Origin of the sequence: Devosia enhydra, from assembly GCF_900119845.1 — a bacterium.
Taxonomy (GTDB): domain Bacteria; phylum Pseudomonadota; class Alphaproteobacteria; order Rhizobiales; family Devosiaceae; genus FPKU01.
Genome location: NZ_FPKU01000003.1, coordinates 746,001 through 770,993, shown reverse-complemented (window position 1 = coordinate 770,993; position 24,993 = coordinate 746,001). Strand labels below are relative to the sequence as shown.

General features: G+C 66.0%; 29 protein-coding genes and 1 tRNA gene. 13 read left to right on the top strand and 17 right to left on the bottom strand.

The genetic code is table 11. The features are described from left to right. Nucleotides 1-12 precede the first annotated feature (12 nt). Complete coding sequence (locus BT183_RS18475; RefSeq protein WP_072346201.1) at nucleotides 13-840, top strand: alpha/beta fold hydrolase; 828 nt, start codon at nucleotides 13-15, stop codon at nucleotides 838-840. A gap of 6 nt (nucleotides 841-846) precedes the next feature. On the opposite strand, the gene BT183_RS18470 is transcribed toward BT183_RS18475, so the two are convergent. From BT183_RS18470 to infC, 9 genes are all read right to left on the bottom strand, one after another. Continuing rightward, nucleotides 847-2,133 (bottom strand): O-antigen ligase family protein, encoded by a 1,287-nt coding sequence (locus BT183_RS18470; RefSeq protein WP_072346199.1) that lies wholly within the window; start codon nucleotides 2,131-2,133, stop codon nucleotides 847-849. Beyond that, the gene (gene pheT / locus BT183_RS18465; protein WP_072346197.1) at nucleotides 2,130-4,553 is read right to left on the bottom strand and encodes a phenylalanine--tRNA ligase subunit beta; all 2,424 of its coding nucleotides are present in this window, start codon (nucleotides 4,551-4,553) and stop codon (nucleotides 2,130-2,132) included. Before pheT ends, BT183_RS18470 begins: the two co-directional genes overlap by 4 nt. Beyond that, nucleotides 4,550-5,182, bottom strand: coding sequence for a 3'-5' exoribonuclease domain-containing protein (locus BT183_RS18460; RefSeq protein WP_072346195.1), 633 nt, complete (start codon nucleotides 5,180-5,182; stop codon nucleotides 4,550-4,552). Before BT183_RS18460 ends, pheT begins: the two co-directional genes overlap by 4 nt. Then, nucleotides 5,179-5,616, bottom strand: a complete 438-nt coding sequence (locus BT183_RS18455; protein ID WP_143145884.1) for a hypothetical protein — start codon at nucleotides 5,614-5,616, stop codon at nucleotides 5,179-5,181. The genes BT183_RS18460 and BT183_RS18455 overlap by 4 nt, the downstream gene beginning before the upstream one ends. A 69-nt stretch (nucleotides 5,617-5,685) precedes the next feature. Beyond that, nucleotides 5,686-6,819, bottom strand: a complete 1,134-nt coding sequence (gene pheS, locus BT183_RS18450) for a phenylalanine--tRNA ligase subunit alpha (protein ID WP_072346191.1) — start codon at nucleotides 6,817-6,819, stop codon at nucleotides 5,686-5,688. A 109-nt stretch (nucleotides 6,820-6,928) separates the two neighbouring features. Next, on the bottom strand, nucleotides 6,929-7,330 hold the full coding sequence (gene rplT, locus BT183_RS18445) for a 50S ribosomal protein L20 (protein WP_072346189.1): 402 nt from the start codon (nucleotides 7,328-7,330) through the stop codon (nucleotides 6,929-6,931). A gap of 19 nt (nucleotides 7,331-7,349) precedes the next feature. Next, a complete protein-coding gene (gene rpmI, locus BT183_RS18440) occupies nucleotides 7,350-7,550 on the bottom strand; it encodes a 50S ribosomal protein L35 (protein ID WP_072346187.1) in 201 nt (66 codons plus the stop codon). Between the two features lie 151 nt (nucleotides 7,551-7,701). Beyond that, nucleotides 7,702-8,463, bottom strand: a complete 762-nt coding sequence (locus tag BT183_RS18435) for a hypothetical protein (RefSeq protein WP_072346185.1) — start codon at nucleotides 8,461-8,463, stop codon at nucleotides 7,702-7,704. Nucleotides 8,464-8,664: 201 nt separating this feature from the next. Continuing rightward, entirely contained in the window at nucleotides 8,665-9,201 is a 537-nt protein-coding gene (infC, locus tag BT183_RS18430) for a translation initiation factor IF-3 (protein ID WP_177282628.1), read from the bottom strand. Nucleotides 9,202-9,373: 172 nt separating this feature from the next. Between infC and BT183_RS18425 the strand changes: the two genes are divergently transcribed. Further along, complete coding sequence (locus tag BT183_RS18425) at nucleotides 9,374-10,150, top strand: alpha/beta hydrolase (protein ID WP_072346181.1); 777 nt, start codon at nucleotides 9,374-9,376, stop codon at nucleotides 10,148-10,150. Here the strand turns inward: BT183_RS18425 and BT183_RS18420 are convergent. Genes BT183_RS18420 through BT183_RS18410 form a run of 3 tightly spaced genes read right to left on the bottom strand, consistent with a single transcriptional unit; the run spans nucleotide 10,124 to nucleotide 12,802 of the window. Then, entirely contained in the window at nucleotides 10,124-11,008 is an 885-nt protein-coding gene (locus BT183_RS18420; protein WP_072346179.1) for an SDR family oxidoreductase, read from the bottom strand. The two genes, BT183_RS18425 and BT183_RS18420, sit on opposite strands and share 27 nt — an antisense overlap. After that, nucleotides 11,005-12,144, bottom strand: a complete 1,140-nt coding sequence (gene queG, locus BT183_RS18415; RefSeq protein WP_072346178.1) for a tRNA epoxyqueuosine(34) reductase QueG — start codon at nucleotides 12,142-12,144, stop codon at nucleotides 11,005-11,007. Before queG ends, BT183_RS18420 begins: the two co-directional genes overlap by 4 nt. Next, the gene (locus BT183_RS18410; RefSeq protein WP_072346176.1) at nucleotides 12,125-12,802 is read right to left on the bottom strand and encodes a glutathione S-transferase family protein; all 678 of its coding nucleotides are present in this window, start codon (nucleotides 12,800-12,802) and stop codon (nucleotides 12,125-12,127) included. Before BT183_RS18410 ends, queG begins: the two co-directional genes overlap by 20 nt. Nucleotides 12,803-12,898: 96 nt before the next feature. On the opposite strand from BT183_RS18410, the gene BT183_RS18405 reads away from it, so the two are divergent. Beyond that, complete coding sequence (locus tag BT183_RS18405; RefSeq protein ID WP_072346174.1) at nucleotides 12,899-13,711, top strand: undecaprenyl-diphosphate phosphatase; 813 nt, start codon at nucleotides 12,899-12,901, stop codon at nucleotides 13,709-13,711. A gap of 45 nt (nucleotides 13,712-13,756) precedes the next feature. Here BT183_RS18405 and BT183_RS18400 read toward each other — a convergent pair whose 3' ends face one another. After that, on the bottom strand, nucleotides 13,757-14,722 hold the full coding sequence (locus BT183_RS18400; RefSeq protein ID WP_072346172.1) for a complex I NDUFA9 subunit family protein: 966 nt from the start codon (nucleotides 14,720-14,722) through the stop codon (nucleotides 13,757-13,759). Nucleotides 14,723-14,864: 142 nt separating this feature from the next. On the opposite strand from BT183_RS18400, the gene BT183_RS18395 reads away from it, so the two are divergent. Then, a complete protein-coding gene (locus BT183_RS18395; protein WP_072346409.1) occupies nucleotides 14,865-15,227 on the top strand; it encodes a GFA family protein in 363 nt (120 codons plus the stop codon). Between the two features lie 78 nt (nucleotides 15,228-15,305). Then, nucleotides 15,306-15,390, top strand: a tRNA-Leu gene (locus BT183_RS18390). A gap of 76 nt (nucleotides 15,391-15,466) precedes the next feature. Here the strand turns inward: BT183_RS18390 and BT183_RS18385 are convergent. The 4 genes from BT183_RS18385 to BT183_RS21190 all read right to left on the bottom strand — a co-directional run bounded on the left by BT183_RS18385 (nucleotide 15,467) and on the right by BT183_RS21190 (nucleotide 18,183). Next, nucleotides 15,467-15,961, bottom strand: a complete 495-nt coding sequence (locus BT183_RS18385) for an SRPBCC family protein (RefSeq protein ID WP_072346170.1) — start codon at nucleotides 15,959-15,961, stop codon at nucleotides 15,467-15,469. Continuing rightward, on the bottom strand, nucleotides 15,954-16,298 hold the full coding sequence (locus BT183_RS18380) for an ArsR/SmtB family transcription factor (RefSeq protein ID WP_072346168.1): 345 nt from the start codon (nucleotides 16,296-16,298) through the stop codon (nucleotides 15,954-15,956). The genes BT183_RS18385 and BT183_RS18380 overlap by 8 nt, the downstream gene beginning before the upstream one ends. Nucleotides 16,299-16,355: 57 nt before the next feature. After that, nucleotides 16,356-16,718, bottom strand: a complete 363-nt coding sequence (locus BT183_RS18375) for a hypothetical protein (RefSeq protein WP_143145883.1) — start codon at nucleotides 16,716-16,718, stop codon at nucleotides 16,356-16,358. A gap of 67 nt (nucleotides 16,719-16,785) precedes the next feature. After that, the gene (locus BT183_RS21190; protein WP_072346165.1) at nucleotides 16,786-18,183 is read right to left on the bottom strand and encodes a peptidase inhibitor family I36 protein; all 1,398 of its coding nucleotides are present in this window, start codon (nucleotides 18,181-18,183) and stop codon (nucleotides 16,786-16,788) included. A 229-nt stretch (nucleotides 18,184-18,412) separates the two neighbouring features. Between BT183_RS21190 and BT183_RS18365 the strand changes: the two genes are divergently transcribed. The 8 genes from BT183_RS18365 (at nucleotide 18,413) to BT183_RS18330 (ending at nucleotide 24,985) form a co-directional block, all read left to right on the top strand. Continuing rightward, nucleotides 18,413-19,027, top strand: a complete 615-nt coding sequence (locus BT183_RS18365) for a ribonuclease D (RefSeq protein ID WP_072346163.1) — start codon at nucleotides 18,413-18,415, stop codon at nucleotides 19,025-19,027. A gap of 24 nt (nucleotides 19,028-19,051) precedes the next feature. Beyond that, the gene (lptC, locus tag BT183_RS18360; protein WP_084603662.1) at nucleotides 19,052-19,699 is read left to right on the top strand and encodes an LPS export ABC transporter periplasmic protein LptC; all 648 of its coding nucleotides are present in this window, start codon (nucleotides 19,052-19,054) and stop codon (nucleotides 19,697-19,699) included. Beyond that, nucleotides 19,696-20,199, top strand: a complete 504-nt coding sequence (locus BT183_RS18355) for an LptA/OstA family protein (protein WP_072346159.1) — start codon at nucleotides 19,696-19,698, stop codon at nucleotides 20,197-20,199. Before lptC ends, BT183_RS18355 begins: the two co-directional genes overlap by 4 nt. Next, nucleotides 20,196-20,939, top strand: coding sequence for an LPS export ABC transporter ATP-binding protein (gene lptB / locus BT183_RS18350; RefSeq protein ID WP_072346157.1), 744 nt, complete (start codon nucleotides 20,196-20,198; stop codon nucleotides 20,937-20,939). Before BT183_RS18355 ends, lptB begins: the two co-directional genes overlap by 4 nt. Nucleotides 20,940-21,083: 144 nt before the next feature. Further along, on the top strand, nucleotides 21,084-22,634 hold the full coding sequence (gene rpoN / locus BT183_RS18345) for an RNA polymerase factor sigma-54 (protein WP_072346155.1): 1,551 nt from the start codon (nucleotides 21,084-21,086) through the stop codon (nucleotides 22,632-22,634). 266 nt (nucleotides 22,635-22,900) lie between these two features. Continuing rightward, nucleotides 22,901-23,473, top strand: a complete 573-nt coding sequence (gene hpf, locus BT183_RS18340; protein ID WP_072346154.1) for a ribosome hibernation-promoting factor, HPF/YfiA family — start codon at nucleotides 22,901-22,903, stop codon at nucleotides 23,471-23,473. Nucleotides 23,474-23,633: 160 nt separating this feature from the next. Continuing rightward, the gene (locus BT183_RS18335) at nucleotides 23,634-24,101 is read left to right on the top strand and encodes a PTS sugar transporter subunit IIA (protein ID WP_072346152.1); all 468 of its coding nucleotides are present in this window, start codon (nucleotides 23,634-23,636) and stop codon (nucleotides 24,099-24,101) included. A gap of 164 nt (nucleotides 24,102-24,265) precedes the next feature. Beyond that, nucleotides 24,266-24,985, top strand: coding sequence for a response regulator transcription factor (locus BT183_RS18330; protein ID WP_072346150.1), 720 nt, complete (start codon nucleotides 24,266-24,268; stop codon nucleotides 24,983-24,985). Nucleotides 24,986-24,993: the final 8 nt, after the last annotated feature.

The window sequence follows — 24,993 nt, the reverse complement described above, 5'->3', positions numbered from 1 at the left end:
CCTGAGCCCGCCATGCCCTTATCCATCGCGACCCTGCCACCCCTGCGGCAAGTCGCGACACGCGATGGCGCCGAGATCGCCTATGCCGATTATGGCGGGCCCGCGACCAGAGGCACGGCGATGCTGGTGCATGGGCTGGGCGCCGGCGCGCTGCAATTTGCCCGCGACGCCGAGGCGCTCGCCGTCGAGGGCTATCGCGTGCTCGTGCCCGACCTCCGCGGCCATGGCGCCTCACGATCGCCTTCCGTGCCGCGCGAGGCCGGACACTTCGCCATCCCCGTCATGGCGGACGATCTGCTTGCGGTTCTCGCCGATGCCGGGGCGGGGCCGGTGCATTGGGTGGGCAATTCGTTGGGCGGCATCCTGGGCCTGCACCTGCTGGCGGCGCGGCCCGATGTGTTTGCCAGCTTTGCGATGTTCGGCACCTCCCCCCGGCTCGACCTGCCGGTGCTGGCCGCGACCGGCATTCCGCTGCTCTATCGGCTGCTGGGGCAGCGCCTGCTCGCCGGTACCACGGCCTGGGGCACGACACGCGCGCCCGAGGGCCGGGTCGTAGTCGCGCGCCTCCTCGCCGATTTCGATCCCATGGTGGGCGAGGCCATCGCCCGTAATGTGCGCCGCTACGACCTGCTCGGCGCTGCGCTCGCCCATGAGGGGCGCATGCTGATCCTGCGGGGCGGGCGCGACCGGGGCGTCAACCGGGCGCTCGACCCGTGCCTGCGGGCCTTGCAGCAGAAGCCCCGCCTGAGCCTCGTCAGGCTACCCGAGGCGGGCCATTGCGGCAATCTCGATGGGCCGGAGCGGTTTCGGGCCGAGCTTTTGGCGTTCTGGCAGGCCTGAGGGCGGTCAGGGCCGTGGGGCTGGCTTTTCGGCCCGGCAGAAGCCGAGCACGATGGCAGCGATGAAGACATAGCTCGCGGTCTGCAATTCCCAGCCGAACATCAGATTGGTCGCGCCCAGCACGGCGTAGGAGGACGAGAGGGCCAGCGCGCCATAGAGGCGGGCGCTGCGCCAGCCATCGGAGGGGGAGGCGAGGGCCCCCGCGATCGGGGCAAAAAGGATCAGCGCCAGCGCGGCAATGCCGAGCACGCCGGCGGCCACAGCGAAATCGGCAAGGTCGGAATGCAGATGCCCAAAGGCCGCATATCGCGAGGCCGGGCCCATGCGCTCGCGCACGATGGCATCGGTGGCCGCATAGAAGTGCGCCCAGCCATGCCCGAACCACGGCTTCTGCCAGAAGGCTTCGATCGCGGCGGTGTAGAGATCGAGCCGCACCGCCGCCGAGACTTCCGAAACCTCGCCGGTGCGGAGGAATTCGAGCACCATGGCAAAGCCGGTCAAGGCGCGGCGCTGGTCATCGAGCACGAGAACGGCAAGCGTCCCCGCGAGGACGAGCCCCACAACGGTCGCGACGCTCAGCCTGCGCGACACCCCGTAGTGGCGCAGTGCGACAAGGAGCGCGAAGAGCCCGAACACCGGATAGGCGAGCACCGCTCCGCGCGACTGGGTCCAAAGGACGGCGATGAACCCCAGCACCATTCCCACGATTCCTGCCAGCCGCACGACAGCTTTGCGGGAAAACAGCCCCATAAGCGCAATGCCGGAAAGCACAGTCAGCAGGGCTGCAAAATGCAGCGAATTGTCATTGGGCAGCTGCGCCCTGTCGACCGTATCGAGCGTCAGGCTGTGGCGCGCCACGAGCACCGCAAGGCCAAGGGCGGCGGTCGTGACAAGTGCTACGACCCGCACGCCCAGCGGGCTCGCCAGTCGCCGGCTGGCTGCATAGGCGGGCAAAAACAGTAGCAGCGGCAGGAAGTTGACGATCAGCAGGACATCATTGGGCTCGCGCGCCGAGAGCGAAAAGGCCATGAGCAGGAGCACAAAGGCGAGCGCAAGGAGACGCGAGGCCGGCTCGGCGAAGGTCGCTTCCCGGGCTGCCTTGTCCAGGACCAGCAGCGGCACGAGCAACAGGCACGCGATCATGCCGATATAGGCCCCGACCACCCCCAGCGTGATCGGAAAGACCAGCGCCGAGAGCAGAACAATGAACCAGAGCGTCCTGAGGACGGCGCGCCCGATGGCGCCACTCCCCACCGGGGGAGCGGCGGGGCGCGCCGGCGCCTCGGCCGTCACTGTCTCAGCACCGCACCGGTGGCCTTGGCGACGGCCGTAACGATGGTTTCGGAGACCGCCTCGATCTCCTTGTCGGTCAGGCTGCGCTCGGCAGGCTGCAGGGTCACGGCGAGCCCAACCGATTTCTGGCCTTCGGGCAGGCCGGTGCCGGCAAAGACGTCGAACACCGAGACATCGGTGATGAGCCCCTTGTCGGCTCCGCGCGCCGCCTTGATCAGCGTGGCGGCCGGCACGTCGCGATCGACCACGAAGGCGAAATCGCGCGAGATCGCCATGAGATCGGAAAGCACGAGCGCCGGCTTGGCGCGGGTCGCCTTGCGCTTGGGCTCGGGCAGGGCGCCCAGATCGAGCGCGAAGGCGGCGATGGGACCATCGATGTCGAAGGCCTCGAGCACCTGGGGATGGATTTCGCCGAACCAGCCCAGATGGCCCTTGGGCCCCAGCTGCAGGCGGCCGCCGCGGCCCGGATGGCTCCAGTCCGGCGCTTCGGCCACGAGCTGGACCTTGTCGGCCTCGATGCCCAGCGCATCGAGCGCCGCAAAGAGGTCGGCCTTGGCATCATAGACCGAGACCGGACGCCGCCCGCCCTGCCAGTGCCGGCCTTCGCCACCCATGGCCGCATGGCCGGAGCGGATGCCGGCGGCATGGCTGCGCTGGCCTTCGGGCGTGATGCCGACAAAGACCTGCCCGACCTCAAAGAGCGCGATATCGCCCAGCCCGCGGTTCTGGTTGCGTCGCGCCGCCGCGAGCAGGCCGGGCAGCAGCGAGGGGCGCATGTCGGTAAGGTCAGAGGCGATGGGGTTGGCGAGCTTGAGCGCCGGATCGCCGCCGCCGAAGGCGCGCGCATCGGCCTCCGAGATGAACGACCAGGTCACCGCCTCGACCATGCCGCGCGAGGCGAGCAGGCGGCGGGCGATGCGGCGGCGGTTCTGGAGGCCGGTGATCATGCGCGGGGCGACGTTGGAAAGGCGCGGCAGCGGCTCGACGGGCACGCTGTCGACCCCCGTCATGCGCATGACTTCTTCCACCAGATCGGCCTTCTGCGTCACGTCCGGCCGCCATGACGGCACCCTGACCTGCCGCACCGGACCCTCGCCCGAAACCGCGAAGCCGAGGCGAGAGAGAACCGCGACGATCTCGTCGGGCGTACTGGTGAGCCCGGTGAGGCGCCTGACCTCGGAGAGGGGGAACGCGATGCTGGTATCAGGGAAGACATCCTCGCCCGAAATCACCGGGGCCATCGCCTCGCCGCCGCAGAGCGACAGCACGAGGCGGGTGGCGAGCTCGAGACCCGGCTCGGTCAGCGCCGGATCGACATTGCGCTCGAGGCGGTAGCGCGCATCCGACACGATGCCAGTCTTGCGGCCGGTCTGGGCGATGAGATCGGGATCCCAGCTGGCGCATTCCATCAGCACTGTGGTGGTCGTTTCTGTGACGCCCGAGCGGATGCCGCCCATGATGCCGCCGAGGCAGAGCGGGCCCTGATCGTCGGCGATCACCGTCATCGTGCCATCGAGCGGATAGACGCGATTATCGAGCGCATCGAGGCTTTCGCCCTCGCGCGCCGGGCGCAGCACGGGCTGGCCGACGACCTTTGCGAGGTCATAAGCGTGCAGCGGTCGGCCCCAGCCGAGCGAGACGAGATTGGTGATATCGACCACGGCATTGATCGGCCGCAGCCCCACGGCGCGCAGGCGCTGCTGCAGCCAGTGGGGCGACGGGCCGTTCTTGACATTGGCGATGACGCGGCCGGCAAATTTCCGGATCGCCTTGGGCTCGCCCTCGGCGAACTGATGCGGCAGGGCGGCGACGGGGCTCGCTCCGGCCGATGGCACCGGGCTCATGTCGGTCGATTTGAGCGTGCCGAGCCCGAAGGCGGCAAGGTCGCGCGCAATGCCATAGACGCCGGTGGCATCGCCGCGATTGGGGGTGATGGAGATGTCGATCACGACGCCGTTGACCCCGGCATAGTCGACATAGGCCATGCCCACCGGCGCATCCTGGGGCAATTCGATGATGCCGTCATGATCGTCACTGAGTTCGAGCTCGCGGGCCGAGCAGAGCATGCCGTTGGAGGCCGCGCCACGAATCATGCCCTTGGAAAGCGTGATGCCCGTGCCCGGAATGAAGGTGCCCGGCAGTGCGAACACCGCCTTGATGCCGGTGCGTGCATTGGGGGCGCCGCAGACGACGTCGATGATCTCGCCGGTCCCGGCATCGACCTTGCAGACGCGCAGCCGGTCGGCATTGGGGTGCTGTTGGGCTGAAATCACATGCGCGACGCGGAACGGGGCGAGGGCCGCCGCCTGCCGTTCGACCGCCTCCACTTCGAGCCCGATGGTGGTCAGCGCCTCGGCCACGGCATTGGCGTCGGCATCGGTGTCGAGGTGCTCCTTGAGCCAGGCGAGGGTGAATTTCATCGATAAACGCTTTCACTCGCCTCGTGCTTGTCGAGGCCGTTGGAGATGGCGAACAGTTTGACGAGCACATTGGCAAAGCCGCGCGCATCGTCGATGGCCTTGTGTGTATGGGCGATGTGCCCATACCATTCGGGAGGCACGCGCTGCATGCCCCATTTGAGATAGTCGGCGCCGCGCAGCGTGCCGGCCATGGTGTAAAGACAGACCCCGCCGCCCTTGAAGATCTGGCGCGATTTGAACGGCCCGCCCAGCACCCGGGTATCGGCGAAGGTTTCGAGATAGTGGTCCATCCACAGCCCGTCAAAGCTGATCGGGGCGGCGGCGAAGACCTTGAAGCCCGGCAGCCCTTCCACCCAATCGGCAAAGCGCGGCATTACCGTCTCGGGCGGTTCGGGATCGGTGGTGGCGGCGGCCCAGGCCTCGGGCTGGGTCTGCCACCACGCCATGGTATCGGGGCTGGGAGCGCGATCGGGACGGGGCGCGAGCACCGCCTCGAATTCATCCAGCACCTTGCCCTCAAGCGTGATCGCCACCGAGGCAAAGCTCAGCATCGAGCTCTTGAGCGGGCTCGGGCCATCGGCCTCGATATCGGTGACGACGAAGGTGACGGGGGCTTGTGGGGCGGTCATTGCGTGCGCTCCACGCCATTGAAGAACTCCCGGCCCTGCGTCTGGACGCAGGTGCCGAATTCGAGCCCGCCATCGCGATCGGCGAAAACGAAGCGCATGGGGTCGCGGGACAAGGCGATGCGCAGGCTGGCAAAGCCGCCATGATCCTCGATCCCGACCCAGTGCTGCCGATAGCCCTCGCCATCGGCAAGCACGGTGAGGCTCGCGCCATCGCTGTAAAGCGCGGCGCTGCCGACGGTGCGATAGCGCCAGTCCCCTGTTTCCGTCTCGACCCAGAACTCGGCGCGACCGAGCGTTTCCTCATCATGCAAGGCGACGCGCGGCTCGGCCACGGCCCAGCTGGCCGAGGCATCGGCGAGGCAATAAAGCTCTTTTGCTGTCGCAGGCGCGGCCATTACAGATATCAGCCCAGCAAGCATCGTCATCCGGATCATGGCGGTATCCCCCATCTTGTCCTATGGGACGCGGATCCGCCGCTGCGTCTTGGCACGCTGGCCAGAGCCCTAGCTCGACAATCCCCCGAAAAGCGTGGGCAGGTCGAGGGGGCGGAAGCCGTAATGCTCGATCCACCGGCGGTCGCCATCGAAGAACTGGCGCAGGTCGTTCATGCCATATTTGAGCATGGCCAGCCGGTCGATGCCCATGCCCCAGGCAAAGCCCTGATAGACATCGGGATCGAGCCCGCAGTTCTTCAGCACATTGGGATGCACCATGCCGCAGCCCAAAATCTCGAGCCAGTCAGTGCCCGTGCCGATCCGGACCGCGCCGCCGGAGCGATCGCAACGCACATCCACTTCCATCGAGGGCTCGGTGAAGGGGAAAAAGCTCGGGCGGAAGCGGGTAGTGACGTCGTCGACCTCGAAAAACGCCTTGAGGAATTCCTCGAGCACCCAGCGCAGCTGGCCGATATGGGCGGTCTTGTCGATGACCAGCCCCTCGACCTGGTGGAACATCGGGGTGTGGGTCTGGTCGCTGTCATGGCGATAGGTGCGCCCGGGGATGACCACCCGGATCGGCGGGGCCATCGGCGCGGTGACCCAGGGCGCCTCCGGCTTGCCGGCCGCCGCGTTCATCACCCGCACCTGAACCGGCGAGGTATGGGTGCGCAGAACCCGCTTCCTGCCATCGGGCGAAGGCGCCATGAAGAAGGTGTCGTGCATCTCCCGGGCCGGATGGCCTTCGGGGAAGTTGAGCGCGGTGAAATTGTGCCAGTCGGTCTCGATATCGGGACCTTCTGCGATGGAAAAACCCATATCCGAGAAGATGGCGGTGATCTCGTCGATCACCTGCGAGATGGGGTGGATGCGCCCCGTGGCGGTGGGCGCGGCGCGCAAGGGCAGGGTGACATCGACCCGCTCGGCCGCGAGCCGTGCTGCCAGCGCTTCGGCCTTGAGGGCATCGCCGCGCGTTTCGATGGCGGCGGCGATCTCGGCCTTGAGCCCGTTGATCAGGGGGCCGGCAACCCGGCGCGCCTCGGGATCCATCTTGCCCAGGGACGCCAGCAGCGCCGAGACCGAGCCCTTCTTGCCCAGAGCCGCGATGCGCACCGCTTCGAGCCCCTGCTGGTCCTCGGCCGCGGCGATGGCGGCGTGGAGTTCGGCGCCGAGGCTTGCAATGTCCTGGTCGAGGCTGGGCATGGGTCTGTCCGGTTCGTGGGGGCTTCAGGTAAGGGCTGGAAAACAAAAAGCCCTGCGCCGGCCATGGGGTCGGCGCAAGGCTCGGATAGGCCTCGGAAAAAACCGGAGGCTAGGCGGAGATGCGCTCGTGGGTGGTCGTCTCGATATCGCCGAGATAGCCCAGCGCTTCCTTGGCGCGGGCGACCAGAGCGGCAAAGGCTGCCGGCTCGGTGATGGCGAGATCGGAGAGCACCTTGCGGTCAACCGCCACCTCGGCCTTGCCGAGGCCGTCGATAAATCGACCATAGGTCAGGCCATGGTCACGCACGGCGGCGTTGATGCGCTGGATCCACAGGGCGCGGAAATTGCGCTTTTTGACGCGACGGTCGCGATAGGCGTACTGGCCGGCCTTTTCCACTGCCTGCTTGGCAATGCGGATGGTCGACTTGCGGCGGCCATAATAGCCCTCGGCAGCCTTCAGGACCTTCTTGTGACGGGCGTGGGCGGTTACGCCCCTTTTAACACGTGCCATATGTCGGTTTCCTTACGGCTTAGCGGTTGTAGGGCATGTACCACTTGACAAGACCGGTATCGCCCTTGGCGAGCACCTTGGTGCCGCGGTTGGACCGGATGTACTTGCCCGAGTGGGAGCTGAGCCTGTGACGCTTGCCGGCGACGCCGGCCTTGACGAGGCCGGAAGCCGTCATCTTGAAGCGCTTTTTTGCGCCCGACTTGGTCTTCATTTTGGGCATTTCGCTGTCCTTTCAGTGCCGGCTGGGCCGGACGCATCAAAAACCGCCACGGCATGCCTTTTGGCCGGGCGGTTCGGAAGGTGGCCTTATAGGGAATGACGCCGCTGTGCGCAAGCCTTGCCGGGAACGAGCCTCCATGCCCGATGCGCCCTCAGACCACGATGTGCTGCCAGGCCCTCTGCGCCATGGTCGCCTGCGCCACCGATTTCACCTGCTGCTTTTCAGCGGTGGTGAGCATGTCGGAGACGAAATTATTGGCATTCGCCGGATCGATCGCTGCCCGGGCGACGAATAGGCTCGAAAAATGCGCAAGCACCGACCAGAGATTCATCGCAAGGGCCCCCGGCGGCTTGCCGCGCAGCGCCGCGATCACTGCGAATTCGAGATAGAGCGAGGGTAACTCCAGCCTGTTCTGGTCGCGCCAGAGCTTGATGAGGCGGATTTCCTCGGCCCGGCCGGCGCTGCGCACGTCATGCCGGTGCCAGAGCATGTTGGTGTCGAAGCCACATTCGCGCCGCTCGTTATAGAGCCGCACCTCGCTGGGGCGGCCGGGCAGGAGGCGGGCGGGAATGATGTCGACCATCATGTCATCCAGCCTGATGCCGATCGAGACCGGCCGGCGCACGGGATCGAGCCCCAGGGCATGCAGGTGAAGATGCAGCGATTCGTAGAGTGCCTCGATGGGGATGGGGCAGTCGGGCGTGATGAAGGCGACAAAATCGATCGCTACGCCGGAAGCATTGGCGGTGCCCTTTTCGAAGGCGCCGCCGGGGGCCACCTCCTGCAATGCGCTGCCGATCCAGTCGCCCAGGATCTGCACGATTTCGGCCTCGAGCAGGCGCAATGGCGCCCCCGGGCCGTCATCGACGGCTTCGCGGGCAAGAATTTGCCGCAGATAGTCGTCAGCCGTCACTAAACTTCCGCCATTCCCCCTAAAGCGGCCGGCATACTAGATGAATTTGCCGCCAATTGAAGAGAAACGTTAAAATCTGGTTACCAGACGCGGTAAACGCCGGGTGGCGCCCATCGGTTTGGGCTGCGAGAGGGGGCCCGAAAGAAAACGGCGGGCCCCGAAGGACCCGCCGCATGATGTCTCTGCAAACAGGAGGGGCGCTTATTTGGGCGCCAGCACCATCACCATCTGTCGGCCTTCCGAGCGCGGGGAGGATTCGACTTTCGCCTTTCCCTCGAGCTCGTCGCGCACCTTGAGTAGCAGACCCATGCCGATATCCTGGTGAGCCATCTCACGGCCGCGGAAGCGCATCGTCACCTTGACCCTGTCGCCATCATCGAGAAAGCGGTGAACCGCCTTCATCTTGGTCTCATAGTCATGGGTGTCGATGTTCGGTCGGAGCTGGATTTCCTTGACCTCGATCACCTTCTGCTTCTTGCGCGCCTCGGCCGCCTTTTTCTGGGCAGCGTATTTGAAGCGCCCGAGATCGAGCAGCTTGGCCACCGGCGGCGCCGAATTGGGCGCGATCAGCACCACGTCCAGCCCGGATTCCTGGGCGAGCGCGATGGCGTCGCGGGTGCGCATGACACCCTGATTCACGCCTTCGGCGTCGATCAGCTGGACTTCGGGGCTGTTGATGTCTTCATTGGCAAGCGGCCCATCCTTCTGGGGCGCTACGGGTCTCATAGGACGGCGAATGGCAAACGATCCTTTGCTATTGCAGGAAAGGGCGGAAAAACACGCTTAAAATCGGTGTTCGGGGCTACGAAGTCAACACCAATCCCCCAAACACGCGAGCATCTGCGAAGGTTGCCGTCGATTTTCCCGGCCGATAGACACAGGCCGGCAGAACGGTTGAGAGGAGCGCACCATGGCTGAGGCTTCACGGCTCGCGGTAGGGAGCGGCACAGAGGCGCGGGACATCGCCATTATGGCGCGAGAGGGCAGTGCGCCCGGGCTCTTCTGGCTCGGCGGCTTTCGCTCCGACATGCTGGGCTCCAAGGCCTCTGCGCTCGATGGGCTGGGGGCACGCGAAGGGCTTGCGGTGACGCGCTTCGATTATTCCGGCCATGGCCAGTCTGGCGGCAGGTTCGAGGACGGCAGCATCGGCCGCTGGCTCGAGGAGGCGCTGGCGGTGTTTGCCACCACCTCGGGCCCGCAGATCGTCGTCGGCTCCTCGATGGGTGGCTGGCTGGCGCTGCTGCTGGCGCGAGCGCTCGCGACGGTGGGCGAGAGCCGCGTCGCCGGGATGCTGCTCATCGCACCGGCCGTCGACATGACCAAGGACCTGATGGAGGACCTCTTCACGCCGGCCGAAAAGGCCGCGCTCGCGGAAGAAGGGGTGGTCGAGCAGCCTTCGGACTATTCGGACGCACCCTATCGGCTGACGCGCCTGTTGATCGAAGACGGGCGCAGCTGTTTGCTGTTCGGCGCAACGATCGCAACCGGCTGCCCGGTGGCGATCCTGCAGGGTGGCGCCGATAGGGATGTGCCGCGGGCCCATGCCGAAAAGCTCCTGAGCCACCTCACCCTCGACCCGGTGAGCTATACGCTGGTGCCCGATGGCGACCACCGGCTGAGCCGGCCGCAGGACCTGAAACTGATGGAGCGGCTGGTTCTGTCACTCGTCGCCGACGCTGCCCGCTGATTCCCTCGCCAATATGTCCGCGAGGCCCTCGCGATAGGTGGGGAAGGCGAGTTCGAGGCCCAGCGCCCGCTTGATGGCGGCATTCGAGACGCGCTTGTTGTCCGAATAGAACGAGCGCGCCATCGGCGTCATCTCGGCCAGATCGAAGGGCATTTCGGGCGGCGGGGCGAGGCCGATCAGCCCGGCGGCGTGGGCCACCACATCCTGGGGCGGGGCGGGCAGGTCGTCGGCGAGGTTGAAGAGCCCGGCCAGCCGGCGTTCGGCCGCAAGCGCTGTGACCGTGCCGATGTCGGCGACATGGATGCGGTTGAACACCTGCCCCGGCTTGATAATGCGCCGCGCCGTGCCGGCCCGGAGCTTGTCGAAACCCGAGCGCCCGGGCCCGTAAATGCCGGCAAGCCGCAGGATGGTGAGCGGTACGCCGCGCTTGGCGGCCAATTCCTGCCAGCCGGCTTCGGCGGCCACCCGCCAGGCCGAGCGCGGATTGACCGGGGCGGTGGGGGCGCTCTCGTCGATCCAGGCACCCTGATGGTCGCCATAGACCCCGACAGTCGAATAATAGCACAGCCATTGAAGCCTGGGCGCAGTGGCGATGACATCCGAAAGCGCTCGCAGCACGGGATCGCCATCGGCGCCGGGCGGGGCCGAAACGAGGATGTGGGTGGCCACGGCTACGGCCTCGGTGACATGAGCGCTGGCCGGGGGGCCGGAAAAGGCCAGAAGCTGCGTGTCCCCATCACGGTCGCGATCCGGCTGGCGCTGGGTGGCGACCACCGAAAGCGCATCACCCACTTGCTCGCGCAGGGCTTTGACCGCGGCGCGGGCGGAAAAGCCGAGCCCGAAAACCATCAGCTTCATGCCGCCATCTCCTCGTGCCATTCGTCCCGCACCTGCGCATCGGGATCGTCCGAAAGCCCAGCGGCCGCGCGAAGCCTCAGGGGATCGAGCCGCCCCAGCGCCCAGATCGCCGCGCCCCGGATGAGCGGGGCGGCATCGGTCAGCCGGGCCGCTACGGCATCCACGAGCCCCATCTCACCGCTGTTGCCGGCAGCGATCAGCACATTGCGCAAAAAGCGCGCATGGCCGATGCGTTTGATCGGCGAGCCGGCAAAGAGCGCCCTGAACCCGGCATCGTCGAGCTCGAGCAGGTCGGCGAGCGACGGGGCTTCGAGCGCCTCGCGGGCGGCGAGACCGGCCTCGGCGGTGGCCCTCGCGAACTTGTTCCATGGGCACACGGCAAGGCAGTCGTCGCAGCCATAGACGCGATTGCCCATCGGCGCGCGGAATTCGCGCGGAATGGGCCCCTTGTGCTCGATATTGAGATAAGCGAGGCAGCGCCGCGCATCGAGCTGGAAGGGGGCCGGAAAGGCCTTGGTGGGGCAGATATCGAGGCAGCGCTGGCAGCTGCCGCAGCTTTCGGCATGCGGCGCATCGGCGGGCAGTTCGGCATCGGTGAGGATCGCGCCCAGAAACAGCCACGAGCCGAACTGGCGCGAGACCAGCACCGTGTGCTTGCCTTGCCACCCCAGCCCGGCCGCCTCGGCAAGGGGCTTTTCCATCAGCGGAGCGGTATCGACGAAGACCTTGACATTGGCGCCGCTGCGCCGCGCCAGGAGCCCGGCGATCTCCTTGAGCCGGCCCTTGATGATGTCGTGATAGTCGCGGTTGCGGGCATAGGCCGAGATGACGCCGCGCTCCTTGTGGGCGAGCAGCGCCATCGGATCGCTGTCGGGCCCGTAATTGAGCCCCAGCATGATGATCGAGCGCGCCTCGCCCCAGAGCGCCCGGGGCGACCCGCGCCGCTCGGCGGTCTCTTCCATCCAGTCCATCCCGCCATGCCAGCCGGCGGCAAGCGCCTGCGCGAGCTTTTCAGGCAGGTCCGGCCGCGCATCGGCCGCAGCGATGCCGAAGGCTTCGAACCCCAGCGCCAAGGCCCGCGCGCGAAGCTCGGAGACAAGACCTTTCGCCGGGACCTCAGAAATCGAGGTCTGCATAGCCCTTGGCGGCCGGCATGCCGGCGATGCGATCGCTGAGGAGGGTGCGGAAGGCAGGGCGGGATTTGATGCGGGCATACCAGTCGCGGGTTTCCTGCGAGGTTTCCCACAGGACGTCGCCCAGATAGTCGAGGCTCGAAAGATGCGCCGCCAGTGCGAAATCGGCCAGCGTCATGGTGTCGCCGGCGATCCAGTGCCGAGTGGCGAACAGCCAGTTGAAATAATGCATGTGCTCGACGAGGTTGGCCTTGGCGATGCGCAGCACCGAGGGGTCGGGCACCCCGCCGCGCCGGTCGCGCTTGACGATCTTTTCCTCGATGACGTAGCGCGTCACCTCGTCATTGAGCTTGAGCAGCACCCAGTCGAGCAGCCGCCAGGTCTCGGCATTGGCCTCGGGGCTCTCTGGGATGAGGCCCGCCACCGTATCGGGGGCATAGCGGCTCTCGATGGCGCTGAGCACAGCCAGAACGCCCACAACCGGCAACCCGCCCTCATCGACGAGGATCGGAACGCTGGCGGCCGGGTTGATTTCGAGCAGCGCCGGGTCACGCGTCCAGGGCTTGATGTCCTCGAGGGTCACCGGCACGCCATATTCGGCGAGCATCAGCCGCACGAGGCGCGATGCCGGGTCGAGCCGGTGGATGAGGAGCCTTGGCATCTGTTCGGGTTCCGCTCTGGTCAGGCCATTGGCGCAGCGCCGGAATTCGGGCTAGAAGCGGGCCGCCCGACGCTGGCTCGATGAGTAGGGGAACTGATGAACGCCGATCAAGGTCTTTTTGTGCCGCTTCTTCTCGGCATCATCGAGGGGTTAACGGAATTCATTCCCGTCTCCTCCACCGGCCACCTGCTGCTTGTGGGCCATTTCCTGGGCTTCAACAGCCCCGGCCGCACCTTCGAGGTGCTGATCCAGCTCGGCGCGATCCTTGCCATAGTCGTGGCCTATTTCTGGCGACTCATCGGCATTGCCCGCGATGCGCTGGCCCGCAAGCCCGGCGCCCTGCGCTTCGTGCTCGGCGTGGTGGTGGCATCGGTGCCGGCGGCGCTGGCCGGCGTCCTGCTGCATGATTTCATCAAGACGGTGATCTACGAGACGCCCATCGTCATCTGCATCATGCTGATCCTGGGCGGCATCATCCTGCTTTATGTCGACCAGCTGCGGCTGCAGCCGCGCTATACCGACATCTACGCCTATCCGCCGCTTTTGTGCTTTTACATCGGGCTTTTCCAGATGCTGGCGCTGGTGCCGGGCGTCTCGCGCTCGGGGGCGACCATCGTCGGATCCCTGCTTCTGGGCACCGACAAGCGCAGCGCCGCCGAATTCACCTTCTTTATCGCCCTGCCCATCATGGGCGGCGCCTTCGTCTTCGATCTGTGGAAGAACCGCGAGCTGATCACGGCCGATCTCGGGCTCGGCATCGCGGTGGGTTTTGCGGCCGCCTTCCTCACCGCCTGGGTGGTGGTGCGGCACCTGCTCGACTTCATTTCGAAAAACGGCTTTGCGCCCTTCGCCTACTGGCGCATCTTCGTGGGCGCGGTGGGGCTGTGGGGCATCCTGCTCTTTGGCTGAGAGGCGCGGCACTCCGGCCCGCGCCTGCCCGGTTTCCGGCAGGCGTCAGGCCGCCGTGCTCTTGTCGAACTCGCCATGGCGGCGGAAGCGCCAGAGATAGGACGACAGCACGGCCCCCATCGGGGTGGGGGCGATGCTGAAGGCGGCGAGGGTGCGCTTGTCGCGCTGGGCCTCCTCGGAGACGATATTGTCCATCGAGAGGAGGGTGATCTGGTCGGGCGTGACGATCGGCGGGAGCGGCAGCATCGACAAGATGGTGGCGGGCAGCTTCATGAGGCTGCCCGGCACCGGGATCAGCAGCCGCTTGCGCCCGGTTTCGGCCATGATGCGCTCCATCAGCGCCTTGTAGGTCACGACCTCCGGCCCGCCGAGTTCGTAGACGCGCCCGCCCTTGACCGCGCCTTCGGCCGCCATCACGGCGGCCTCGGCAACATCGCCCACATAGACCGGCTGGAAGCGGCTTGAGCCGCCGATCAGCGGCATCACCGGGGCGATGCGCAAAAGCGTGCCCATGAAGTTGAAAAAACCATCGCCCGGCCCGAAGATCAGCGAGGGGCGCAGGATCACAGCCTGCGGAAAGGCGGCCAGAACCTCGCGCTCGCCCCGCCCCTTGGAGGTGGCATAAACGCTCGGGCTCTCCGGATCGGCACCGATCGCCGACATATGGACCAGCGATTTCGCCCCCGCCTCGCGCGCGGCGCGGGCGACATTGGCCGCGCCCTCGACATTGATGGCGCGGAAATTCTGCTGGCCCTTTTCGAAGCCGACGCCCACGAGATTGATGACGATGCTCGCGCCCGCCACGGCGCGGCGCACCGAATCGAGATTGCGGATATTGGCCTGGATGGGCGTGACCTGGCCCACCGCGCCCAGGGGGCGGACATGGCCGGCCAGATCGGGCCGCCTGACCGCCACGCGGATGCGATAGCCATGCCGGGCGAGAGCCTGAACCACCTGCGTGCCGACAAAGCCGGCGCCGCCGAAGATCGTGACCAGTGTGGTATCCGCCATGATGCGCCTTCCCGAGAGATGAGGGCCCGCGTTGCCCTGTCTGCATGCCTTCTAGACCAGCGGGCGCGGGGCTGTCGAGTGTGGCGGGCTTGACAGGATCGTCAGTCTGTTCCTACTCTGTTCTGGTATAAGGAGTGTGACCATGACGACCCCGGAAACATGGAAGGGACAGTGCCATTGCGGCGCGGTCCGGTTCTCCGTCACCACCGATCTCGAAGGGCTGGCGGACTGCAACTGTTCGCGCTGCAAGCGGCTGGGCTGGGTGATGAAGGGCGTGCCCGAAAGCGCCTTCACGCTCGAGGCCGGCGAGGACCGGCTGGTCGACTACCGATTCAATACCCATGCCATCTCCCATCTGTTCTGCCGCGATTGCGGCATCGAATCCTTCGGGCGCGGGCAGGATGGGGCGGGCAACAAGATGGTGATGATCAACGTCAATTGCCTCGAAGGCGCCCCCGACATCGACCGCAGCACCATCAAGCACTGGGATGGGCGAAACTTCTGACGGGCCATAAGTTTGCGCCAGCCTCAGAATGGCGTTGACAAGCCCGGGGCATCGCCCTAGTAACCCGCTGCTCCCTGTGCCCAGGTGGCGGAATTGGTAGACGCGCACGGTTCAGGTCCGTGTGCCGCAAGGCGTGGAAGTTCGAGTCTTCTCCTGGGCACCAAGGCTTCCGGTTTTACCAGCCGGAACGAGGATGCGCGATGGCGCAGGCTTTCTGCGCCTCTCCAGCCTTCACCTCCTCAAAGATCGTGCAGCACACCGTCGAGCTGCTGCAATTGCTCGGGCAGGGCGACTGCTGAACCCTGCAAAGCTTCCTCGAGCGCTTCGGGCGAGGGATAGATCTCGTGGAAGGTCAGGAGCGTCCTGCCGCCCAGATCCTCGAAGGTCACGGTGGTGATCGCGCCCTCTTCTCCCTCGTCATTGGTCCAGACGATGCGCTGGTTGGGCACCACCTCCAGATATATGCCGTAAAACGCCATTGTCTCGGCGCCGCCGGTGCCGAATTCCAGCCGGTATCGGCCACCGGTACGCATGTCGATGTCGCACGAGACCAGTGAAATGGGCGCCGATTTCGGCACCCACCAGCGCTGGAACAACTTCGCCTCGCTCCACGCCCTGTAAACGGTGCGCGGCGGGGCATCGAAGATCCGCGTGACGATGAGCTCGCGGTCCCCCCGGCGCTCGACCGATGTCGGATTTGGCGGGCCGCCGGCCTCCTCGACATGCTCAGTCATGACTGCCCTCCTCGATTTCGTCGATGATGTCGTCAAGCGCGGCAAAGCGCGCCTCAAATAGCGCGCGATGCGCTTCGATCCACTCGGCTTCGGCCGCAAGACCACGCGCGCCGAGCCGGCAGGTTCTCACCCGCCCCACCTTTTGTGTAACCACGAGCCCGGCCCGCTCGAGCACCTGCACATGCTTTTTCATCCCCGTCAGCGTCATCTGGAACGCCTCCGCGAGGCTGCTGATCGATGCATCCCCCCGCCCCAGCCGAACGATGATGCCGCGACGGGTCGCGTCGGCCAGCGCCGCGAAAGACAGGTCGAGGGTGTGGGGTAAACACTGAACCATTAGGTTCAGTATTAAACTGCGACGGCGGCAAGCGCAAGCTCATCGGACCCCTGTCGATCAAAAGCAGGTCTCGTCACGTGTTCCCGAGATGCTTTGGATGTTTCCCTCGCCCAGAGTCTGCCAGGTTATTCCGATCCTGGCGGTGCAGCCGGAGCGGTACAGCAGATAGTAGGCGGCCCTGGCATCGTCGGACGATTCGAACCCCCATTCCGCTACGCTTGCACGGAGCGAAGCCTCGTCGAATCCGTCTGGAAACGCCGTCGCGAGGATCGGCTGCATCGCCGACACAAAAGCGGCCGGCTCGGCAGGAAGGTCGCGAAAGGGAACGGGATAAGGCTTTTGCATCATCCATTCCGAAACGGAAAGCACGAGGATGGCGATGGCAGCCAGGCTCAGCCAGAGCGGTATCAACCTACCCATTCATCCCCCTTGACGAAAAGGGCCCGGTTGCCCGGGCCCTGCATCGATTGCGATCAGTGTTGCGGGCTCAGTTGGCCCAGGTAGTGTAGCCCAGATTCATCGTCGTGCCGGTAAAGCCATTGACGCGGAACTGGGAGATGCGGCCCTGGTCGGTGCGGGCGCAGACATAGCTGCCCACCGGAATGCTCCAGAGCGGCACGCGGTCGCCCGAAAAACTCGCCGCGCTGCACCCGGCAAAGCCGCGATTGGAGCGGTCGCCCACGGCCAGCAGCGCACCATTGCGGGGAGTGAGATATTTCTCGCCGGCATTGACCGCCTGATACCACAAGTCGACCCCGGGTCCGCCTGACTGGCCATTGTCGAGGTTGACGGTGAAGGTCTGCTGCAGGTCGATCGGTCCGGTCGAATAGGTCACCGGCGCGGGCGGAGCCGGAGGCGGCACGGGCGTGATCGGGGGCAGCGGGAAGATCGGCGGCACCGGCAACGGAACGAGGCCGACCGCCACTTCGAGCGAGGACGCCCGGTCATCGATCTGCGGGGGCAGGGTCGGGCTGTCGCTGCTCACCACGCGGCAGACCCCGTTGAGGTTGGTGTTGGCGCAGAGCCGCGCCGACGCGCCGCCAAAGAGCCGCACCGAGGAGATCTGGTCGTTGATGGCTGGAGGCAGCGCATTGCGCACCCCAACCGGATAGCAGCGCTCGGCGCCCGAGAAGTTGGTGCCGGTATAAAAGCAGGCTTCGGGCGGCTCGGCGGGCGCCGGAGGCTCGGGCACGAAGACGCTGGCCGAGGAGGCGCGATCATTGATCTGCGGGGGCAGGTTGGGCGTGTCGGCATCGAAGCTGCGGCAGGCGCCGCCGAGGTTCGGGTTCACACACAACTCCACCTGCGCATCGCCATAGAGGCGGAGCGACGAGATACGGTCGTTGATCTGCGGGGGCAGGGTGTTGAACGTACCTTCGCCAAAGCAGCGCTCGGTGCCCGAATAATTGGTGCCGGTGTAGAAACATGCTTCATCGCCTGCCGAAGGCGGTGCCGGCGGGCCGGGCGGGGGTGAGGGCGGCGATGGCGGGCCCGGAGGGGCGGGCGGCGTGCCGGTGCCGCAATTGATCGACAGGTTCGGGCCACCCGGCCCGAGGGTGAAGCCGAACGAGCAATCCTCGCCCGAGGCCGGCGGCGCGCCGGGCGGCGGCGCGGGCGGAGCGGCCGGCGGGGCGGTGAGATAGGTCGAGCTCACCCAGCCATCGGCGCCCTCACGATCGACGAAGCACCAGTTGGCGGCGGTGCATTCGCGGATGTCGACGCGCTCGCCGGGGATCATCCGGTCGACGATGGAGAAGGTGGTGCCCGGGCCGGTGCGCACATTGACATTGGTGGTGGCCACGGCCTCGACGGCCAGTGCGCCTCCCCCCAGTGCCAGAAGCGCCACACCGCCGAGCGTAGCCCGGATCAGCAGGTTTCTTGTCATGGCAGTCCCCCTCGGGACACGATCGTCCCATGGCGGCATCAAACCACGCCCAACCCGAACGCAGGATGAACGAGGATGGCGGCCTCCCTTGGCGGCGACAGCCCCGCGAGCCTTTCCATCGCCCGATTGCTGTGGCATCAACGGCGGATGCGCAGCGTTCCGCATGCGCGCCTGCCGGAGACCAGACGGTCGTCCGGCCCGTCATCCGACAATGGAGCCACGAGCGCCAATGACTGTCCGACTGCACCGGGGCGACCTGCCTGATCTTTCCCGCTATGGCCGGGAGGTCGCGATCGATACCGAGACCATGGGGCTCGATCCGCGCCGCGACCGGCTGTGCGTCATCCAGCTTTCGGCCGGTGACGGGCATGCCGATGTGGTGCAGATTCCGGCCGGGGCCGACCGCGCGCCCAATCTCGAAAAGCTGCTCGGCGATCCCGCCGTCACCAAGATCTTCCATTATGCCCGCTTCGACATGGCGGTGCTCAAGCATCGCTTCGGAGTGGTCACCGGCCCGGTCTACTGCACCAAGATCGCCTCCAAGCTCGTGCGCACCTATACCGATCGGCATGGGCTCAAGGATCTCGTGCGCGAACTGCTCAATGTCGACCTTTCCAAGCAGCAGCAGAGCTCGGACTGGGGCGCCGAAAAGATCAGCGACGCCCAGCTCGATTATGCCGCCTCCGATGTGCTCTATCTGCATGATCTCAAGCGTCATCTCGATCGCATGCTGGCGCGCGAGGGGCGTACGGAGATCGCGCGGGCCTGCTTTGAATTCCTGCCCACGCGCATCGCGCTCGATCTTCTGGGCTGGGACGAAACCGACATCTTCGCCCATAGCTGAGGGCGGCGGTAGCGGAGCAGGGCGATGAGCGCGGCGGCAGGCGGGTTGGAGGATCGTTCAGCGCTTTACCGGCGGCTGATGCGCCGCAACCGTGTTGTGGGGCTGCTGCGTCTCGTGGTGCCGGCGGCGGGCGTGCTGCTGGCGCTGGCCTTCGGAGTGCAGGTCTATATCGGCGGGCTGGCGCGGGACTTTTCGGTGGGTGGGGTCAGTATCGATCGCGACAATCTGGTGGTCTCCACCCCGCGCTATAACGGGGTGACCGCCGATGGCGGGCGGTATGCCGTCGTCGCCGAGACCGCCCGCGTCGCCATTGCCGATGCCGAACTGATCGAGCTCGACGCCCCGCGCCTCACGCTTTTGCGCAGCGCCGGTGCGGCGGAAATGACGGCGCGTGCTGCCATGGCGCGGTTTCACGCCACGCGCCAGCAGGTCGATATTCCGGGGGTGACCGAAGTGGGCGATGCCGATGGCATGACGGGTACGCTCACCGATGCCGAGGTCGATTTCGTCAGGCAGACGCTCGTCTCGCAGGGTCCGGTGAAGATCAGCATGGCCAGCGGCCTCGTCGTTGAGGGCGAAAACCTGAACTATGACGGATCGGCGGGCACATGGGTGTTCGAGCGGGCCACCGTGACGCTGCCTGCGATGCCGGGCGGAGACAGCCAGCCATGACACCGATCCGCGCCCTTATACTGGTCTCGATAACGATCGGGCTATTCTCCCTGCCAACGAGCCTAACGCCGGTCCTTGCTCAGGCGACGGCCGCCGCCGGAGCGGCGCAGAGTTCGGTCAAGATCACCGCCGACCGTTTCGTCATCGACGAGAAGGCGAGCACCGCCCAGTTCAGCGGCAATGTAGTGGTACTGCGCCAGGCCATGACGGTGTGGGCCGACCAGGTCGTGGTCAATCTCGGCGATGGCGGGGCCGAGGACATCCGCGATTTCGTCGCCACCGGCAATGTCCGCATCAAGACCGACACGCAGGAAGCGACGGGGCGCCGCGCCGTGTTCGATCCCAAGACCCAGCTTCTGCGCCTCACCGAGAATGTGCGCGTCACCAATGCATCGGGCACGGTGAATGCGCCCGAGCTCGTCGTCAATCTCGAGACCAACCAGACGGTATTTTCTGGCTCCTCGGGCAATCGCGTCACCGGCGTCTTCACCCCGCAATGAGCGAGGGGCTCGACCAGTCGGGCTGGCTGGTGGCGCTGGGGCTGGCCAAGAGCTTCGGACGCAAGAGCGTCGTGCGCGACGTGTCGATCGCCGTGCGGCGGGGCGAGGCGGTGGGGCTTCTGGGCCCCAACGGGGCGGGCAAGACCACCGTTTTCACCATGATCATGGGGCTCGTTCGGCCCGACAAGGGGCGGATCCTGCTCGATGGGCAGCCCATCACGCATCTGCCGCTCTTCCAGCGCGGGCGGCTGGGCATCGGCTACCTGCCGCAGGAGCCCTCGATCTTTCGCGGACTTTCGGTCGAGGGCAATATCCTCGCCATCCTCGAAGGCCATGTCCGCTCGCGCTCCGAGCGCAAGGCGCGGCTCCAGCAGCTGCTCGAGGAATTTGCCATCACCCATATCGCGAAATCGAGCGCTCTGGCGCTTTCGGGGGGCGAGCGGCGGCGCGTCGAGATTGCGCGGGCGCTCGCCGCCGACCCGGTCTTCATGCTGCTCGACGAGCCTTTTGCCGGCGTCGATCCCATCGCGGTCTCGGAGGTCAAGGGGCTGGTGCGGCAGCTGACGCGCAGCGGCATCGGCGTGCTGATCACCGATCACTCGGTTCGCGAGACCTTGAGCCTCGTCGATCGCGCCTATCTCATCCATGACGGCGCGGTGATGATCCAGGGGCGGCCCGACACCATCGCCAACGATCCCGAGGCGCGGCGGGTTTATCTCGGCGACAGCTTCTCGGTCTGATCCCGGCCTATATCGCGGCATCCGGCGCAATCTGGCACATGGCTTGCATGGAATTGTCGGCCGATGCCCCGACTTGGCCTTGACCCCGCCGCCACGAATTTGCCAAGCTTTGTTCCGGGAAGCGAAATCTGTTGGGAGACGGGCATGGGGCTCACTCCGCGCCTCGAGGTGCGGCAGGCTCAGTCATTGACGCTGACGCCACAGCTGATGCAGTCGATCCGGCTGCTGCAGCTGGGTCATCTCGAGCTCAATGCCTTCGTCGAAGCCGAACTCCTGCGCAATCCGCTGCTCGAACGGCAGGACGGGCAGGAGGGTGCGTCCGAGGGCTCGGAGGCTGCGCAATCGGCCGAGAGCGACCTCGCCGACCGGCCGGAGCGCCCCGTCGAGCTTTCGGCCTATGAGGACACGGTCGCTCACGGTGATCGCGTGCAATCGGCCGACAGCATCGCCAGCGGCTACGATACCGAAGTCGAGAACGTCTTTCCCGAGCAGGTGGCGCAGGACCGTCCGGAGGCTGGGGGAGCGGAGCGCATCGGCGCCAACGGGACCGGCGAGAGCACGGAAGCCGCTGATATCGACCAGTATGTCGCCGCCCGCCCGACGCTCGCCGAGCATCTTTCGTCCCAGATCGGGCTCATCCTCACCGATCCACGCGAGCGGCTCATCGCCCAATTTCTGGCGCAGAGCCTCGATGAGGCCGGGTATCTCGGCCAGCCCGTAGAAGCCATAGCCCTCCAGCTCGGCGCGCCTGTTGAACTGGTCGAGGCCGTGCTGAAAAAAGTGCAGGGCTGCGATCCGGCCGGGGTTTTCGCCCGCGACCTGGCCGAGTGCCTCGCCATTCAGTTGCGCGAAAAGAACCGGCTCGATCCGATGATGGCGCGGCTCATCGAGCGGCTCGATCTCGTGGCCGCGCACGACCTGCCCTCGCTGGCCCGTGCCGTGGCGTGCGACCGGGAGGATCTGCTCGACATGCTGGCCGAACTGCGCCGGCTCGATCCCCGCCCTGGCCGCGCCTTCGAATCGGGTCCGGTCGAAACCGTCGTGCCCGATGTCTATGTCCGCCCGGCTCCGCTCGGGGGCTGGCAGCTCGAGCTCAACAGCGACATCCTGCCGCGCGTCCTGGTCAATCGCGAATATTATGCGAGCGTCAGCCGACGCACCCGCGACGGGGCGGAAAAGAGCTTTCTCGTCGATTGCCTCGCATCTGCCAACTGGCTTGCCAAGAGCCTCGACCAGCGGGCCCAGACCATCCTCAAGGTGGCAACCGAGATCGTGCGCCAGCAGGACGGCTTCCTCGCCCATGGCGTCACCCATCTGCGCCCGATGACCCTCAGAATGGTCGCCGACGCTATCGAGATGCACGAATCCACCGTGTCGCGGGTGACCTCGAACAAATATATCGCCACGCCCAGGGGCTTGTTCGAACTCAAATATTTCTTCACCACCGCCCTGGCCTCGAGCAGTGGCGACGCCGATCATTCGGCCGAGACCGTGCGCCACCGTATCCGGCAACTGGTGGATGCCGAACCACCCGACGCCATCCTTTCGGACGATACCATCGCCGAGATGCTGCAAAAGGAGCAGGGCATCGAAGTGGCCCGGCGCACCGTGGCAAAATATCGCGAGGGCATGAACATCCCCTCCTCGGTGATCCGTCGGCGCCAGAAGCGGGCCATGGCCGAAATGATCCGATAGGGCCCGCTTTACGGCCATTTCCTTCTCTTATCGGCACTGCCAGGGCGAAATCGGCGCCGTACCGACCGGTTCCGATTCAAACCCGGTTCGGCTTGGGCTAGACTCCATGGGTCGGCATGACCACCTCCAAAGGAGCCGAAGCGCTGCGGGAGGCGTTCTTCCGGCGCACGGCGCGCCGCGCGAAGACTTTAGGGTCCGAGCGGGCGGGCACTAGACGCCGAAGTCCGATGACCCGGCCTTCGGCACCACCAGAGGAGAGGATTTCCATGACCGTCAGGGTTTCCGGCAAGAACATGGATGTTGGCGATGCGCTGCGCAGCAAGGCTGAGGAGCATATCGACGCCGTCGTGACCAAATATTTCGACGGAGGCTATAGCGGACACCTCACCCTCGAGCCGGAAGGGTCCGGCTACAACGCCCAATCGGTTGTGCATCTCGACAGCGGAGCGGTGCTGCGCGCCAGCGCCTATGGCGCCGATCCCACCCTTGCCTACGAGATCATGGCCAACGCCATCGAAAAGCGCCTGCGCCGCTACAACCGCAAGCTCAAGAGCCACCATCGCGGCACCGGCCAGGCCGACGTCGTCGCGGCGCAGAGCTATGTGCTGGCCGCCTCGAGCGACGACGAGGAACTCGACGAGGATTACGCGCCCCCGGTGATCGCCGAGGCGACCTCCAACCTGCGCCAGATGAGCGTGGGCGAGGCGGTGATGGAACTCGACCTCACCCAGTCTGAAATGGTGATGTTCCGCCATGCTGGACATGGCGGGCTAAATGTGGTCTACCGCCGCGCCGACGGGAACATCGGTTGGATCGATCCCGCGCTCAGGGCCAATTGAGCCCCGGGTGACCGCGCTTGATAGCGCAACCGGGCAGGATATTGCCCGCCTTCCGGGGCTGGAGGCCCCGGAGGGAATGCGTCGCGACACTGCATGAGCCCGTGCATCCCTGCGTTCTTATCAGGGCGTGGGCGATGGGCGAATGAACGTAGGGCCTTCAATGGAACTGAACGACATCCTGAGCGAACGGTCCGTGGTCGTTTTCACGGAACCGATGACCAAGGACACGCTCCTCCGCCGTCTCGCCGACATTGCCGCCGCCGAGCTCGACGAGCCCGGCGAGGCCATCTACGAGGCGCTCGCCGCGCGTGAGGAACTGGGCTCCACGGGGCTGGGCAACGGCATTGCCGTGCCGCACGGCAAATATGCCGCGCTGCCGCGCGTGGTCTCGGTCTTCGCCCGCCTCGAGCATCCGGTCGATTTCGACGCGGTGGACGACCAGCCCGTCGACCTCGTGGTCATGCTGCTCGCGCCGCTCGGCTCGGGTGCCGATCATCTCAAGGCGCTGGCCCGCGTTGCCCGCCTGTTGCGCACCGAGGACATGGTGGCCAAGCTGCGCAACACCAGCGATCCTGCCGAACTCCATGCCATTCTGACCGGACCCGAGGCCGCCTCGCGCGCAGCCTGAGGTCCCGTTTTCCTGTGTTTTCGGCTGCCGGCGCGCAATTCTGGCGCGCCCGGCATGGAACACTTGGCGCCTGCGCCTTATTTATGTGGAATTGTGGCAGTCTACCTCACCCGTGGAATCGGGGAGGCTCGCTGCCTCCCGGCGCAAGCAGGAAAGGGATTTGAATGCCCAAGATCGCCCTGGTCGATGACGACCGCAATATCCTCACCTCGGTATCTCTGACGCTCGAGGCGGAGGGTTATGCTGTCTCGACCTATACCGACGGGGCATCGGGGCTCGAGGGCCTGACCAATGACCGTCCCGATCTGGCCATTCTCGACATCAAGATGCCGCGCATGGACGGCATGGAACTGCTGCGTCGCCTGCGCCAGAAATCCGACGTGCCGGTGATCTTCCTCACCTCCAAGGACGAGGAAATCGACGAATTGTTCGGGCTCAAGATGGGCGCCGACGATTTCATCACCAAGCCCTTCAGCCAGCGCCTTCTGGTCGAGCGCGTCAAATCCATCCTGCGCCGGGCCGCGCCCCGCGATCCCCAGGCCATGCCCGGTACCGCCCCCGAACAGCCGGCGCCCGGCAAGGCGCTGATCGAGCGCGGCGCCCTTGTGATGGACGAAGAGCGCCACACCTGCACCTGGAAGTCGCAGCGCGTGACCCTCACCGTCACCGAGTTCCTGATCCTTCAGGCCCTGGCGCTGCGCCCCGGCGTGGTCAAGAGCCGCAACGCGCTCATGGATGCCGCTTATGACGACCAAGTCTATGTCGATGATCGCACCATCGACAGCCACATCAAGCGGCTGCGCAAGAAGTTCAAGGCGGTGGACGACGATTTCGAGATGATCGAGACCCTCTACGGGGTCGGCTACCGCTTCAAGGAGCAATAGGAGCCCCC

Bases quoted from the DNA above. Each gene is read 5' to 3' on its own strand.
- BT183_RS18475 (WP_072346201.1), top strand. From the start codon at position 13: ATGCCCTTATCCATCGCGACCCTGCCACCCCTGCGGCAAGTCGCGACA.
- pheT (WP_072346197.1), bottom strand. From the start codon at position 4,553: ATGAAATTCACCCTCGCCTGGCTCAAGGAGCACCTCGACACCGATGCC.
- BT183_RS18460 (WP_072346195.1), bottom strand. From the start codon at position 5,182: ATGACCGCCCCACAAGCCCCCGTCACCTTCGTCGTCACCGATATCGAG.
- BT183_RS18455 (WP_143145884.1), bottom strand. From the start codon at position 5,616: ATGATCCGGATGACGATGCTTGCTGGGCTGATATCTGTAATGGCCGCG.
- pheS (WP_072346191.1), bottom strand. From the start codon at position 6,819: ATGCCCAGCCTCGACCAGGACATTGCAAGCCTCGGCGCCGAACTCCAC.
- rplT (WP_072346189.1), bottom strand. From the start codon at position 7,330: ATGGCACGTGTTAAAAGGGGCGTAACCGCCCACGCCCGTCACAAGAAG.
- rpmI (WP_072346187.1), bottom strand. From the start codon at position 7,550: ATGCCCAAAATGAAGACCAAGTCGGGCGCAAAAAAGCGCTTCAAGATG.
- BT183_RS18425 (WP_072346181.1), top strand. From the start codon at position 9,374: ATGGCTGAGGCTTCACGGCTCGCGGTAGGGAGCGGCACAGAGGCGCGG.
- BT183_RS18420 (WP_072346179.1), bottom strand. From the start codon at position 11,008: ATGAAGCTGATGGTTTTCGGGCTCGGCTTTTCCGCCCGCGCCGCGGTC.
- queG (WP_072346178.1), bottom strand. From the start codon at position 12,144: ATGCAGACCTCGATTTCTGAGGTCCCGGCGAAAGGTCTTGTCTCCGAG.
- BT183_RS18410 (WP_072346176.1), bottom strand. From the start codon at position 12,802: ATGCCAAGGCTCCTCATCCACCGGCTCGACCCGGCATCGCGCCTCGTG.
- BT183_RS18405 (WP_072346174.1), top strand. From the start codon at position 12,899: ATGAACGCCGATCAAGGTCTTTTTGTGCCGCTTCTTCTCGGCATCATC.
- BT183_RS18400 (WP_072346172.1), bottom strand. From the start codon at position 14,722: ATGGCGGATACCACACTGGTCACGATCTTCGGCGGCGCCGGCTTTGTC.
- BT183_RS18395 (WP_072346409.1), top strand. From the start codon at position 14,865: ATGACGACCCCGGAAACATGGAAGGGACAGTGCCATTGCGGCGCGGTC.
- BT183_RS18385 (WP_072346170.1), bottom strand. From the start codon at position 15,961: ATGACTGAGCATGTCGAGGAGGCCGGCGGCCCGCCAAATCCGACATCG.
- BT183_RS18380 (WP_072346168.1), bottom strand. From the start codon at position 16,298: ATGGTTCAGTGTTTACCCCACACCCTCGACCTGTCTTTCGCGGCGCTG.
- BT183_RS18375 (WP_143145883.1), bottom strand. From the start codon at position 16,718: ATGGGTAGGTTGATACCGCTCTGGCTGAGCCTGGCTGCCATCGCCATC.
- BT183_RS21190 (WP_072346165.1), bottom strand. From the start codon at position 18,183: ATGACAAGAAACCTGCTGATCCGGGCTACGCTCGGCGGTGTGGCGCTT.
- BT183_RS18365 (WP_072346163.1), top strand. From the start codon at position 18,413: ATGACTGTCCGACTGCACCGGGGCGACCTGCCTGATCTTTCCCGCTAT.
- lptC (WP_084603662.1), top strand. From the start codon at position 19,052: ATGAGCGCGGCGGCAGGCGGGTTGGAGGATCGTTCAGCGCTTTACCGG.
- BT183_RS18355 (WP_072346159.1), top strand. From the start codon at position 19,696: ATGACACCGATCCGCGCCCTTATACTGGTCTCGATAACGATCGGGCTA.
- lptB (WP_072346157.1), top strand. From the start codon at position 20,196: ATGAGCGAGGGGCTCGACCAGTCGGGCTGGCTGGTGGCGCTGGGGCTG.
- rpoN (WP_072346155.1), top strand. From the start codon at position 21,084: ATGGGGCTCACTCCGCGCCTCGAGGTGCGGCAGGCTCAGTCATTGACG.
- hpf (WP_072346154.1), top strand. From the start codon at position 22,901: ATGACCGTCAGGGTTTCCGGCAAGAACATGGATGTTGGCGATGCGCTG.
- BT183_RS18335 (WP_072346152.1), top strand. From the start codon at position 23,634: ATGGAACTGAACGACATCCTGAGCGAACGGTCCGTGGTCGTTTTCACG.
- BT183_RS18330 (WP_072346150.1), top strand. From the start codon at position 24,266: ATGCCCAAGATCGCCCTGGTCGATGACGACCGCAATATCCTCACCTCG.